Annotated in this window: 15 protein-coding genes; 13 read left to right on the plus strand and 2 right to left on the minus strand. The window is 61.7% G+C overall.

Features of this window, described 5'->3' with window-relative positions:
- The coding region (locus PG5_RS34640) for a hypothetical protein (RefSeq protein WP_218187900.1) at positions 1–203 on the minus strand (203 nt) is incomplete at its 3' end.
- A gap of 61 nt (positions 204–264) precedes the next feature.
- On the opposite strand from PG5_RS34640, the gene PG5_RS30535 reads away from it, so the two are divergent.
- The 8 genes from PG5_RS30535 (at position 265) to PG5_RS30570 (ending at position 7104) form a co-directional block, all read left to right on the plus strand.
- Positions 265–855 carry an amino acid synthesis family protein gene (locus PG5_RS30535; protein ID WP_007978708.1) on the plus strand — a complete coding sequence of 197 codons (591 nt, stop codon included), beginning with the start codon at positions 265–267 and terminating at the stop codon, positions 853–855.
- A 42-nt stretch (positions 856–897) separates the two neighbouring features.
- Complete coding sequence (locus PG5_RS30540) at positions 898–1731, plus strand: alpha/beta fold hydrolase (RefSeq protein ID WP_020800931.1); 834 nt, start codon at positions 898–900, stop codon at positions 1729–1731.
- The gene (locus tag PG5_RS30545) at positions 1728–3209 is read left to right on the plus strand and encodes an aldehyde dehydrogenase (protein ID WP_020800932.1); all 1482 of its coding nucleotides are present in this window, start codon (positions 1728–1730) and stop codon (positions 3207–3209) included. Before PG5_RS30540 ends, PG5_RS30545 begins: the two co-directional genes overlap by 4 nt.
- Before the next feature lie 12 nt (positions 3210–3221).
- Positions 3222–3707 carry a flavin reductase family protein gene (locus PG5_RS30550; RefSeq protein WP_020800933.1) on the plus strand — a complete coding sequence of 162 codons (486 nt, stop codon included), beginning with the start codon at positions 3222–3224 and terminating at the stop codon, positions 3705–3707.
- A 148-nt stretch (positions 3708–3855) separates the two neighbouring features.
- Positions 3856–5307: an NAD-dependent succinate-semialdehyde dehydrogenase gene (locus PG5_RS30555; RefSeq protein WP_020800934.1), complete on the plus strand. Its 1452-nt coding sequence runs from the start codon at positions 3856–3858 to the stop codon at positions 5305–5307.
- A gap of 1 nt (position 5308) precedes the next feature.
- Complete coding sequence (locus PG5_RS30560) at positions 5309–5698, plus strand: carboxymuconolactone decarboxylase family protein (protein ID WP_008059553.1); 390 nt, start codon at positions 5309–5311, stop codon at positions 5696–5698.
- 87 nt (positions 5699–5785) lie between these two features.
- Positions 5786–6538 carry a GntR family transcriptional regulator gene (locus tag PG5_RS30565; protein WP_020800935.1) on the plus strand — a complete coding sequence of 251 codons (753 nt, stop codon included), beginning with the start codon at positions 5786–5788 and terminating at the stop codon, positions 6536–6538.
- Between the two features lie 2 nt (positions 6539–6540).
- Complete coding sequence (locus PG5_RS30570) at positions 6541–7104, plus strand: NUDIX hydrolase (RefSeq protein ID WP_033043500.1); 564 nt, start codon at positions 6541–6543, stop codon at positions 7102–7104.
- Between the two features lie 127 nt (positions 7105–7231).
- Here the strand turns inward: PG5_RS30570 and PG5_RS30575 are convergent, their stop codons facing one another.
- Positions 7232–7528, minus strand: a complete 297-nt coding sequence (locus PG5_RS30575) for a DUF1330 domain-containing protein (RefSeq protein ID WP_020800937.1) — start codon at positions 7526–7528, stop codon at positions 7232–7234.
- Positions 7529–7599: 71 nt separating this feature from the next.
- Between PG5_RS30575 and ribBA the strand changes: the two genes are divergently transcribed.
- From ribBA to PG5_RS30600, 5 genes are all read left to right on the plus strand, one after another.
- Positions 7600–8709, plus strand: a complete 1110-nt coding sequence (gene ribBA / locus PG5_RS30580) for a bifunctional 3,4-dihydroxy-2-butanone-4-phosphate synthase/GTP cyclohydrolase II (protein WP_020800938.1) — start codon at positions 7600–7602, stop codon at positions 8707–8709.
- Positions 8710–9094: 385 nt separating this feature from the next.
- The gene (locus PG5_RS30585) at positions 9095–10120 is read left to right on the plus strand and encodes an ABC transporter substrate-binding protein (RefSeq protein WP_020800939.1); all 1026 of its coding nucleotides are present in this window, start codon (positions 9095–9097) and stop codon (positions 10118–10120) included.
- Positions 10117–11049, plus strand: coding sequence for an ABC transporter permease (locus PG5_RS30590; protein WP_042955897.1), 933 nt, complete (start codon positions 10117–10119; stop codon positions 11047–11049). Before PG5_RS30585 ends, PG5_RS30590 begins: the two co-directional genes overlap by 4 nt.
- 6 nt (positions 11050–11055) lie before the next feature.
- Positions 11056–11865 (plus strand): ABC transporter permease, encoded by an 810-nt coding sequence (locus tag PG5_RS30595; protein ID WP_008059566.1) that lies wholly within the window; start codon positions 11056–11058, stop codon positions 11863–11865.
- Between the two features lie 17 nt (positions 11866–11882).
- Positions 11883–12346 (plus strand): ABC transporter ATP-binding protein (locus PG5_RS30600; protein ID WP_042955898.1); only part of this gene is annotated, 464 nt, incomplete at its 3' end.

Below are 12346 nucleotides of genomic sequence, written 5' to 3' on the forward strand. Positions count from 1 at the left end.
AAAAGGGAGTCGCTGTAAAAGCGAAACCATAGGAGGCCGTTATCGCAGCAATGGATATGTACTCCCTGACAGCCGACCGGATTGCTGGTCTGTCCGCAGTCAACCAAACGCAGGTCGGCTGACAGGCCGCCTTCGCGGGTAAGCCTCGCTCCTACAGTTTTCATCACCATCCGACCAGAAACTCGTTTCAGGGTATTGCGCATCCGGTATTATGGTATACCATCATACGCACAAACGCTTTTTCACCCTGATACGGAGCAGCTCATGAGTTTCGAAATCCGCAAGATCGTCAGCTATGTCGAAGAAACCTTCATTGAAGGCGGCAAGGCCACCGACAAGCCCGTAACCATGGTCGGGCTGGCCGTTGTGATGAAGAACCCTTGGTTGGGCAACGGCTTCGTTGAAGACCTCAAGCCGCAAATCCGCGCCAACTGCTCCGACCTCGGCGCGCTGATGGTCGAGCGCCTGGTGGGCATCATCGGCGGTGCCGAGAAAATCGAAGCGTACGGCAAGGCCGCCGTGGTCGGCGCCGACGGTGAAATCGAACACGCCTCCGCGGTGATCCACACCCTGCGCTTCGGCAACCACTACCGCGAAGCGGTGAAAGCCAAGAGCTACCTGAGCTTCACCAACAAGCGCGGCGGCCCGGGCACCTCGATCCAGATCCCGATGATGCACAAGGACGACGAAGGCCTGCGTTCGCACTACATCACCCTGGAAATGCAGATCGAAGACGCGCCGCGTGCCGACGAAATCGTCGTGGTCCTGGGTTGCGCCGATGGCGGCCGCCTGCACCCACGCATCGGCAATCGCTACATCGACCTGGAAGAACTGGCCGCCGAAAAAGCCCAGTAAGCCGGTCGGTCACTACAACAAAAAGGTATGCAGGAGCGCTCCATGATTCGGCTCACCGCTGAACGCACCCCGGCTGGCACCAGTTACCTGGCGACCGGCCAAGGCCAGCCCGTGGTCTTGATCCACGGCGTGGGCCTGAACAAAGAAATGTGGGGCGGCCAGATCGTTGGCCTGGCCACCCAATACCGCGTGATCGCCTACGACATGCTCGGTCATGGCGCCAGCCCGCGTCCGGAAAGCGGCACGCCGCTGCTCGGTTACGCCGACCAGTTGCTGGAGCTGCTCGATCATTTGCAATTGCCCAAGGCGGCAGTGATCGGTTTCTCCATGGGCGGCCTGGTGGCGCGGGCTTTTGCCCTGCATTACCCGCAGCGCCTGCAGAGCCTTGTGGTGCTCAACAGTGTGTTCAATCGCACCGCCGAGCAACGCGCCGGTGTCATCGCCCGCACAGCCCAGGCGGCCGAACACGGGCCGGATGCCAACGCCGAAGCCGCACTGTCGCGCTGGTTCAGCCGCGAATACCAGGCAGCCAATCCGGCGCAGATCGCCGCTTTGCGCCAGACGCTCGCGCAGAATGATCCGCAGGGCTACCTGACTACCTATGAATTGTTCGCCACCCAGGACATGTACCGCGCCGATGACCTGGCCAGCATCCAGGTGCCGACGCTGGTCGCTACCGGCGAACTCGATCCGGGGTCGACCCCGGAAATGGCCGAGCAACTGGCCGGGCGCATTCCCGGCGCCAAGGTTGCCGTACTCGGCGAGCAGCGGCATATGATGCCCGTAGAATCGCCGCGCCTGGTCAACCAGCTGTTGCTGGAGTTCCTCGACACGGCGCACGCCCGACCAAACCAGATTAAGGGGATCGTTGCATGACTCTCTCACGCTTCCAGATGTGCATCGGCGGTGAATGGGTCGATGCCCTGTCCGGCAAGACTTTTGAAAGCCTCAATCCGGCCCTGGCCGAACCTTGGGCCGAATTGCCCGATGCCGACGAAGCCGACGTCGAGCGCGCCGTACAGGCGGCGCAGGGCGCCTTCGACAGCCCGGCCTGGCGCAGTCTGACCGCCACGGCACGCGGCAAGTTGCTGCGGCGCCTGGGCGACCTGATCGCCGAAAACAAGGAACAACTGGCGCAGCTGGAAAGCCGCGACAACGGCAAGCTGATCCGCGAGACCCGCGGCCAGGTCGGCTATTTGCCGGAGTTCTTCCACTACACCGCAGGCCTGGCCGACAAACTCGAAGGCGGCACCCTGCCCCTCGACAAGCCGGACCTGTTTGCCTACACCGTGCACGAAGCCATGGGCGTGGTCGCCGCGATCATTCCGTGGAACAGTCCGCTGTACCTGACCGCAATCAAACTGGCGCCGGCCCTCGCGGCAGGCAATACCATCGTGATCAAGCCGTCCGAACACGCCTCGGCGACCATTCTGGAACTGGCGCGCCTGGCGCTGGAAGCCGGGATTCCACCGGGAGTGGTCAATGTCGTCACCGGTTACGGCCCGAGCACCGGCGCCGCCCTGACCCGCCATCCGCTGGTACGCAAGATCGCCTTCACCGGCGGCGCGGCCACGGCCCGGCATGTGGTGCGCAGCAGTGCCGAGAACTTCGCGAAATTGTCCCTGGAACTGGGCGGCAAATCGCCGAACATCATTTTCGCCGACGCCGACCTCGACAGCGCGATCAACGGCGCCATCGCCGGGATCTATGCCGCGTCCGGGCAAAGCTGTGTGTCGGGTTCGCGTCTGTTGGTGCAGGACGAAATCTACGACGAATTCGTCGCTCGCCTGGTGGAACGCGCCCAGCGCATCCGCATCGGCAACCCGCAGGAAGACAGCAGTGAAATGGGCCCGATGGCCACTGCCCAGCAACTGGCCGTGGTGGAAGGCCTGGTGGCGGATGCCATTGCCGAAGGTGCGCGTTTGCGCCTCGGTGGCAAGCGTCCGCAGAACCTGGGCGAAGGCTGGTTCTATGAGCCGACCCTGTTCGAATGCGACCGCAACTCGATGAAGATCATGCAGGAAGAAGTCTTTGGTCCGGTGGCCTCGGTCATCCGTTTCAAGGACGAAGCCGAAGCCCTGGCGATTGCCAACGACTCGCAGTTCGGCCTCGCCGCCGGCATCTGGACCCGCGACCTGGGCCGTGCCCATCGCCTGGCCCGGGACGTGCGTTCGGGGATCATCTGGGTCAATACCTACCGCGCCGTGTCGGCCATGGCGCCGATCGGCGGCTTCAAGAACAGTGGCTATGGACGCGAAAGCGGCATCGATTCCGTGCTGGCCTACACCGAGCTGAAAACGGTGTGGATCAATCTTTCCCAGGCACCGATGCCTGATCCGTTTGTGATGCGCTAGGAGTCCTGAGAAATGATCGAACCCGGCATTTACAAAGACGTCATGAGCTCGTTCCCTTCCGGGGTCACGGTGGTCACCACCCTGGACCCGGACGGCGGCATCGTCGGCATCACCGCCAGCGCCTTCAGTGCGCTATCGATCGATCCGGCACTGGTGCTGTTCTGCCCCAACTACGCCTCTGACACGTACCCGATCCTGCGCGACAGCAAGCAATTCGCAATTCATTTGCTGTCCGCCGACCAGACCGCCGAAGCCTATGCGTTCGCCGGCAAGGGCAAGGATAAGGCCAATGGCATCGAATGGCACTTGAGCGAACTGGGCAACCCGTTGCTGCGCAAAGCCACGGCGATCATCGAGTGCGAACTGTGGCGTGAATACGATGGCGGCGACCACGCCATCATCGTCGGCGCGGTGAAGAACCTGATCCTGCCCGAGCAACCGGTGACGCCGATGATCTACCACAAAGGCAAGCTGGGCCCCCTGCCCGCCCTGGCCTGATGGCTCTACACAATGCCCTGTGGGAGCGGGCTTGCTCGCGAAGGCCGAGTGTCAGTTGACATCAATATTGACTGACCCACCGCTTTCGCGAGCAAGCCCGCTCCCACAGGGGCCCGCGTAGGTCTTTTATGTTTCTCCAGGAGCCGGCATGAGCCCAGCAGCCTCGCAACTGTTCCGCCAGCAGGCCTACATCGATGGCCAGTGGCTGGATGCGCCCGATGGGGCGCGACAGGACATCTTCAACCCCGCCACCGGTGAACTCATCGGTAGCGTGCCGAACCTTGGCACTGAGCACGCCCGCCAAGCCATCGTTGCCGCCAACAACGCCTGGCCGGCCTGGCGCGCCCTGACCGCCAAGGAGCGCAGCAACACCCTCAAGCGCTGGCACGCGCTGATGCTGGAAAACGCCGATGCCCTTGCCGAAATCCTGACCCTCGAACAAGGCAAGCCGTTGGCCGAAGCCAAGGGTGAAATCCTCTACGCCGCCAGTTTCATCGAGTGGTTCGCCGAAGAAGCCAAGCGCATCTATGGCGACACGATTCCCAGCCACAAGGGCGATGCGCGCATCGTCGTCAGCAAGGAACCGATCGGTGTCGTCGCGGCCATCACGCCGTGGAACTTCCCCGCAGCGATGATCACCCGCAAGGCCGGCCCGGCGCTGGCCGCCGGTTGTCCGTGCATCGTCAAGCCGGCACCGGAGACGCCATTCTCGGCACTGGCCATGGCGGCGCTGGCCGAACAGGCCGGTATCCCTGCCGGTATTTTCAACGTGATCACCGGCGATGCCATCGCCATCGGCGCTGAGCTGACGGCAAGCCCGTTGGTGCGCAAACTGTCGTTCACCGGCTCCACGGCGATTGGCAAGTTGCTGATGGCGCAGTGCGCGCCGACGCTGAAGAAAGTGTCGCTGGAACTGGGCGGCAACGCACCGTTCATTGTCTTCGACGATGCCGACCTCGAGCGTGCGGTAGAAGGCGCGCTGATTGCCAAGTTTCGCAATGCCGGCCAGACCTGTGTCTGCGTCAATCGCTTCCTGGTGCAGGACGGCATACACGACGCCTTTGTTGCGCGCCTGGCCGAGCGGGTGTCGCAGCTCAAGGTGGGCAGTGGTTTCACTGACGGCGTCACCCAGGGTCCGCTGATCAACGAGCGCGCCGTGGCCAAGGTTGAAGACCATGTGCTGGACGCACTGGCGCAAGGTGCCCGGTTGGTTTGCGGTGGCGAACGTCATGCGCTGGGCCACGGCTTTTTCCAGCCAACGGTATTGTCCGGCGTCACCACGCAGATGAAAGTTGCCCGGGATGAGACCTTCGGCCCTCTCGCCGCGGTGTTTCGTTTCACCAGCGAGGCGCAGGCCGTGCAGATGGCCAACGACACCGAATTCGGCCTCGCTGCCTACTGCTACACCCGCGACCTGGGCCGCGCCTGGCGCATGAGTGAGGCGCTGGAATACGGCATGGTCGGGATCAACGAAGGACTGATTTCCACCGAAGTCGCGCCGTTTGGCGGGATCAAATCCTCGGGCCTGGGTCGTGAAGGCTCCAAGTACGGCATCGAGGATTATCTGGAACTCAAATACACACTAATGGGCGGGCTCTGAAGTGAGTAACGAAAAGTACGAAAAAGGCTTGAAGATCCGCACCCAGGTGCTGGGCGAAGCCTATGTGAACCGCTCCATCGAAAACGCCGATGACTTCACCCGCCCCCTGCAGGAAATGGTCACCGAGTACTGCTGGGGCCACGTGTGGGGGCGTGAGGGTTTGTCGCTTAAAGAGCGCAGCATGATAAACTTGGCGATGATTTCGGCCCTCAATCGGCCTCACGAACTCAAGCTGCACGTGCGTGGTGCCTTGCGTAACGGGCTGAGTCGTGAACAAATACGCGAAATTCTGCTTCAGGTCGGTATTTATTGCGGTGTCCCCGCGGCCGTGGACAGTTTCCGGCTCGCCCGTGAAGCGTTCGCCGAAGCCGATGCCGAGGCCTCCAGTTAACCCTTGGCTATCTGACTGAACGAGCACTAGGATTATTACGATCAAAGTGCTCTTTTTGCATGGACAGCCACATTCAGAGCGGACCCCATGAAACGCCTGCCACTCGACGACAGCTTCAAGGTCAATCGCAACCCCGTTACCCTGCGCGAAATCGTGCTGGATAAACTGCGAAGCGCCATCATGAACTTCCAGCTTCTGCCGGGAGATCGACTGGTCGAACGCGATCTGTGCGATCGCCTGGGCGTGAGCCGCACTTCGGTGCGCGAAGCGCTGCGTCACCTTGAATCCGAAGGCCTGGTGGAGTTCGCCGATGCCAAGGGCCCTCGGGTAGCGATCATCACCCTGGCCGATGCCGTCGATATCTATGAGCTGCGTTGCGTACTGGAAGGCCTGATCGTTCAACTGTTCACCCTGCGTGCCAAGGCCAAGGACATCAAGGCCCTGGAAAAGGCCCTGGAAGAAAACCGCCAGGCCTTGAAGGAAGGCGAACTGCAACAGGTCATCGACTCCGTGCAAGGTTTCTACGACGTCCTGCTCGAAGGCTCTGGCAACCATGTCGCCGCGACCCAGTTGCGTCAACTGCAGGCGCGCATCAGCTACCTGCGCGCGACTTCGGTGTCCCAGGAAAACCGTCGCGGCGCCAGCAACCAGGAAATGGAACGCATGGTCGAAGCGATCAAGAGCGGCGATCCCCTGGCCGCCCACCAGGCTTGCGTCGACCACGTTCGGGCCGCCGCCACTGTCGCCCTCGATTACCTCAAGCGCAAGCAGGAAGAAACCGGGGCGATCCCCGAGATCACCCAGCCCATCGCCCTCAAAGAACCCCGCATAGGTCGTTGATCATGTTCAGCCCGAGCTATTGTCCAAGGTGCGGCAGCAATGACCTCAAGTCACAGTTGCCACCGGGCGATACGCACGAGCGCCTGATGTGCCGCGGCTGCGGCTACATCCACTACGTCAATCCGAAAATCATTGCCGGCTGCATCATCGAGCAGGACGGCAAGTACTTGCTGTGCCAACGCGCAATCCCTCCGCGCCCCGGCACCTGGACCTTGCCGGCGGGCTTCATGGAAGGTGGTGAGACCACCGAGCAGGCGGCGTTGCGCGAGGTCTGGGAAGAGAGCGGCGTGCGCGCGGAAATCCTCTCGCCCTACTCGATCTTCAGCGTGCCTACAATCTGCGAGGTGTACATCATCTTCCGCGCCATCGCGCTGGAGATCACCGGGCAGTACGGACCGGAAACCCTCGACTACAAATTCTTCGCGCCCGAGGACATTCCCTGGGACAGCATCTACTACCCGGCAATCCGGCAGATTCTCGAACGCTACATCGAGGAGCGGCAGGCCGGGGTCTACGGGATCTACATCGGCAACGACGATAGCGGCAAGATTCACTTCATTCGCTGACAGAACGCGACACAATCACTGTAGGAGCTGCCGCAGGCTGCGATCTTTTGATCTTTGGCGCCCTGAAGGCTGCCCGAAGATCAAGATCAAGATCAAAAGATCGCAGCCTGCGGCAGCTCCTACAGGGTTATGCCGGGGCGATTCCTTCGACAATGATCACCTCTGCCTTCGCCACGCCTTCGCGGTGCCCTTTCGCCTCCTGATACAGATCGGATCGATAGCAGGCCAGCGCCTGTTCGTAGGAATCAAATTCGATCACCACGCTGCGTTGCGGCGTCGACCGACCTTCCATCGCTTCGCTGCGCCCGCCACGCGCCAATATCCGACCACCGTATTGGGCAAACGCCTGGGGTGCCCGCTGGGTGTATTGGCTGTATTGATCGGGGGCGGTGATATCCACGTGAGCAATCCAGTACGCCTTCATAGTGACCTCTCTGCCTGTTTTGTATTATGGTATACCACAGTATATCTCCATCAAACATCGAGAATCCCCAAATGGCCTTCAACAGCATCGAAGAAATCATCGAAGACTACCGCCAAGGCAAGATGGTGCTCCTGGTGGACGACGAGGACCGGGAAAATGAAGGCGACCTGCTGCTGGCCGCCGACCGCTGCAGCGCCGAAGCCATCAGCTTCATGGCCCGTGAAGCGCGCGGCCTGATCTGCCTGACCTTGACCGACGAGCATTGCCAGCGCTTGGGCCTCGAGCAGATGGTGCCAAGCAATGGCAGCGTGTTCAGTACCGCATTCACCGTATCGATCGAAGCGGCTGTTGGCGTGACCACCGGCATCTCCGCCGCCGACCGGGCGCGTACCGTGGCCGCTGCCGTTGCCCATGGCGCGAGTGCCGCCGATATCGTGCAGCCCGGCCACATCTTCCCCCTGCGTGCCCGGGAGGGTGGCGTATTGACCCGCGCCGGCCATACCGAAGCCGGTTGCGACCTGGCGCGCCTGGCCGGTTTTACCCCCGCCTCGGTGATCGTCGAAGTGATGAACGATGACGGCACCATGGCCCGCCGCCCGGACCTGGAAGTGTTCGCGCGAAAACACGGAATCAAGATCGGCACCATCGCCGACCTGATCCACTATCGTTTAAGTACCGAGCACACGGTGGTGCGCATTGGCGAGCGCGAGCTGCCGACGGTGCATGGCACCTTTCGTCTGATCACCTTTGAGGATCGCATCGAAGGCGGTGTCCACATGGCAATGGTCATGGGTGATCTGCGCCGCGAGGAAGCGACGCTGGTGCGCGTGCACGTCATCGACCCGTTGCGCGACCTGGTCGGCGCCGAATACAGCGGCCCTTCGAACTGGACGTTGTGGGCGGCTTTGCAGCGAGTGGCTGAGGAAGGTCGCGGCGTCGTTGTGGTCCTGGCCAACCACGAATCGTCGCAAGCGTTGCTGGAGCGGGTGCCGCAATTGACCCAGGCGCCGCGGCAGTTCAGCCGTTCGCAGTCGCGGATCTATTCGGAAGTCGGCACCGGTGCGCAGATCCTGCAGAACCTCGGCGTGGGCAAGCTGAGGCATCTGGGGCCGCCGCTGAAATATGCAGGTTTGACCGGGTATGACCTGGAAGTGGTGGAAAGCATCCCGTTCACCCAGTGATCCTCGGATATGTGTAGTCCCCTGTGGGAGCGAGCCTGCTCGCGAAGGCGATGTACCCGGCAACATGTGTGTCAACTGACACGCCCTCTTCGCGAGCGGGCTCGCTCCCACAAGGATTGCGATGTTTGCGCGGTACCGGGTACGCCCCGCAGCTCGAAAAAAGCATTTTTGGCGGATAGCCGGTAAGGCAAAGTGCTTGCACAAAGTTTGGAATACCATAATATGATATTCCATAGACCGGACGATTTAGCCAAGCGCACCCGCGAGGGAAAGCACTCACAACAGCCCTTGGCACGGTCGCCTTTCAAGGCCAGATGGACCTACTGCTCCCGATAGGCGGGCATTACCAAGCCCGCTCAAAAACACAACAAATGAGGGCGTGAAAATGGTGTTGAACAAACGTGCATCCGCAGTACTGTTCGCAGGCTTGTTGGCCACGGTCAGTCATATGGCAACGGCTGCTGAAAGCGTCAACTTCGTCAGCTGGGGCGGTAGCACCCAGGATGCACAGAAGCAGGCTTGGGCCGATCCGTTCAGCAAGGCCAGCGGCATCACCGTGGTCCAGGATGGCCCCACCGACTACGGCAAGCTCAAGGCCATGGTCGAAAGCGGCAACGTGCAGTGGGACGTGGTCGACGTCGAAGCTGACTTCGCCTTGCGCGCGGCCTCCGAAGGCCTGCTCGAACCCCTCGATTTCAAAGTCATCGATCGCGACAAGATCGACCCGCGATTCGTCTCCGATCACGGCGTCGGCTCGTTCTTCTTCTCCTTCGTCCTCGGCTACAACGAAGGCAAGTTGGGTGCCAACAAACCCCAGGACTGGTCCGCGCTGTTCGACACCAAGACCTACCCCGGCAAACGCGCCCTGTATAAATGGCCAAGTCCTGGCGTGCTGGAACTGGCGCTGCTGGCCGATGGCGTCGCCGCCGACAAGCTCTATCCGCTGGACCTGGACCGCGCCTTCAAGAAGCTCGACACCATCAAGAAAGACATCGTCTGGTGGGGCGGCGGCGCTCAGTCGCAACAGCTGCTGGCCTCCGGTGAAGCGAGCATGGGCCAGTTCTGGAACGGCCGCATTCATGCCCTCCAAGAAGACGGTGCGCCGGTTGGCGTGAGCTGGAAACAGAACCTGGTCATGGCCGACATCCTGGTCATTCCAAAGGGTTCGAAGAACAAGGACGCGGCGATGAAGTTCCTGGCCAATGCCAGCAGTGCCAAAGGCCAGGCCGACTTCTCCAACCTGACCGCCTACGCCCCGGTCAACGTCGACAGCGTGGCGCGCCTGGACTCGACCCTGGCGCCCAACCTGCCGACTGCCTACGCCAAGGATCAAATCACTCTTGATTTCGCGTACTGGGCCAAGAACGGTCCTGCTATCGCGACACGGTGGAACGAATGGCTGGTCAAATGAAAATGACGGTAACCGCGTCCCGTCCATCCACGCCGGTCGGGAGCGCCTCCGGCGCTGCCGGCAAGGCGGCTGCGATGACGCAAACCCCGACCCTGGCGCAACGCTGGCGCGGATCGAGCAACCTGATCCCCGCCCTGCTGTTCCTCGGCCTGTTCTTCCTCGCACCACTGATCGGCTTGCTGCTACGCGGCGTGCTGGAACCGACTCCGGGGCTGGGCAACTACGAGCAACTTTTCGCCAACTCGGCGTATGCCCGGGTCTTGCTCAACACCTTCTCGGTGGCCGGACTGGTGACGCTGTTCAGCCTGCTATTGGGTTTCCCGCTGGCCTGGGCGATCACGTTGGTGCCCCGTGGCTGGGGTCGCTGGATCCTGAACATCGTGCTGTTGTCGATGTGGACCAGCCTGCTCGCCCGCACCTATTCCTGGCTGGTGTTGCTGCAAGCCTCCGGGGTGATCAACAAGGCGTTGATGGCCATGGGCATCATCGATCAGCCGCTGGAGATGGTGCATAACCTCACCGGCGTGGTGATCGGCATGAGCTACATCATGATCCCGTTCATCGTGTTGCCATTGCAGGCAACCATGCAGGCCATCGACCCGATGATCCTGCAGGCCGGTTCGATCTGCGGGGCCAGTCCGTGGACCAACTTCTTCCGGGTATTCCTGCCGCTGTGCCGGCCGGGGCTGTTCTCCGGTGGCTTGATGGTGTTCGTGATGTCGCTCGGTTACTACGTCACCCCGGCCCTGCTGGGCGGTGCGCAGAACATGATGCTGCCCGAGTTCATCATCCAGCAGGTGCAGTCGTTCCTCAACTGGGGCCTGGCCAGCGCCGGTGCCGCGTTGCTGATCGTCATCACGCTGGTGCTGTTCTACTTCTACCTGAAGCTTCAGCCGGAATCCCCGGTTGGCGCCAGCAACGCGAGGTAAGCCGTCATGCTCCTGACCCCCAATGCCATGAGCCGCCGGATGCGCCTTGGCCTGTACGCCACCACCGGGCTGATCGGGCTGTTCCTGTTGCTACCGATCGTGTTCATCGTCCTGCTGTCATTCGGCTCATCCCAGTGGCTGGTGTTCCCACCACCGGGCTGGACGCTCAAATGGTACGGCCAGTTCTTCTCCAATGCCGACTGGATGAACGCGGCCATGGCCAGCCTCAAGGTCGCGGTACTGACCACGTTCTTTGCCGTGGCCCTGGGCCTGCCGACCGCTTTCGCCCTGGTACGCGGGCGCTTTCCGGGCCGGGAAATGCTCTACGGCCTGTTTACCCTGCCGATGATCGTGCCGCTGGTGATCATTGCGGTCGCGGTGTACGCGTTGTTCCTGAAACTGGGCTACACCGGAACCATGTTCGCGTTCGTGGTCAGCCACGTCATCGTCGCGTTGCCGTTCACCATCATCTCGATCATCAACTCGCTGAAGCTGTTCGACCAGTCGATCGAGGATGCCGCAGTGATTTGCGGCGCCTCGCGCCTGCAAGCGGTATTCAAGGTGACCTTCCCGGCGATTCGCCCGGGCATGGTGGCCGGCGCCCTCTTCGCCTTCCTTGTCTCGTGGGATGAAGTGGTGCTGAGCGTGATGATGGCAAGCCCGACCCTGCAAACCCTCCCCGTGAAAATGTGGACCACCCTGCGCCAGGACCTGACGCCCGTGATCGCCGTCGCCTCGACGCTGCTGATCGGCCTCTCGGTATTGGTCATGGTGATCGCCGCCGCACTGCGCCGGCGCAATGAAATCAGCGCCTGAGCGCGCAGGAGTACGACATGAGTGCAGTGATCAAAGATACCGCGCAGCAAAATGACAAGCCCCTGGTGAGCTTGCGCAACTTGAATAAATACTACGGCGACTTTGCTGCCGTGGACGACATCTCGCTGGACATCAAGGACGGTGAATTCCTGACCTTCCTCGGCTCCAGCGGCTCGGGTAAAAGTACGACGCTGTCGATGCTCGCCGGTTTCGAAACCCCGAGCAGCGGCGAGATCCTGGTCAACGGCCAGTCACTGGTCAATGTGCCGCCGCACAAGCGTGACATCGGTATGGTGTTCCAGCGCTACTCGCTGTTCCCGCACCTGTCGGTGCGCGACAACATTGCCTTCCCGCTGGCCATCCGCAAACTGGCCCCGGCCGAGCGTGATCGCCGGGTCGATGCGATGCTCAAGCTGGTGCAGCTTGAACAATTCGCCCATCGCCGCCCTTCGCAACTCTCCGGCGGCCAGCAGCAACGGGT

It is taken from the genome of Pseudomonas sp. G5(2012), from assembly GCF_000408945.1.
Classification (GTDB): Bacteria; Pseudomonadota; Gammaproteobacteria; order Pseudomonadales; family Pseudomonadaceae; genus Aquipseudomonas; species Aquipseudomonas umsongensis.

Coding starts and splice junctions, on each gene's coding strand:
- PG5_RS30555 (WP_020800934.1), top strand. CDS start 3,856: ATGAGCCCAGCAGCCTCGCAACTGTTCCGCCAGCAGGCCTACATCGAT.
- PG5_RS30575 (WP_020800937.1), bottom strand. CDS start 7,528: ATGAAGGCGTACTGGATTGCTCACGTGGATATCACCGCCCCCGATCAA.
- PG5_RS30595 (WP_008059566.1), top strand. CDS start 11,056: ATGCTCCTGACCCCCAATGCCATGAGCCGCCGGATGCGCCTTGGCCTG.
- ribBA (WP_020800938.1), top strand. CDS start 7,600: ATGGCCTTCAACAGCATCGAAGAAATCATCGAAGACTACCGCCAAGGC.
- PG5_RS30570 (WP_033043500.1), top strand. CDS start 6,541: ATGTTCAGCCCGAGCTATTGTCCAAGGTGCGGCAGCAATGACCTCAAG.
- PG5_RS30550 (WP_020800933.1), top strand. CDS start 3,222: ATGATCGAACCCGGCATTTACAAAGACGTCATGAGCTCGTTCCCTTCC.
- PG5_RS30585 (WP_020800939.1), top strand. CDS start 9,095: ATGGTGTTGAACAAACGTGCATCCGCAGTACTGTTCGCAGGCTTGTTG.
- PG5_RS30540 (WP_020800931.1), top strand. CDS start 898: ATGATTCGGCTCACCGCTGAACGCACCCCGGCTGGCACCAGTTACCTG.
- PG5_RS30535 (WP_007978708.1), top strand. CDS start 265: ATGAGTTTCGAAATCCGCAAGATCGTCAGCTATGTCGAAGAAACCTTC.
- PG5_RS30565 (WP_020800935.1), top strand. CDS start 5,786: ATGAAACGCCTGCCACTCGACGACAGCTTCAAGGTCAATCGCAACCCC.
- PG5_RS30545 (WP_020800932.1), top strand. CDS start 1,728: ATGACTCTCTCACGCTTCCAGATGTGCATCGGCGGTGAATGGGTCGAT.
- PG5_RS30590 (WP_042955897.1), top strand. CDS start 10,117: ATGAAAATGACGGTAACCGCGTCCCGTCCATCCACGCCGGTCGGGAGC.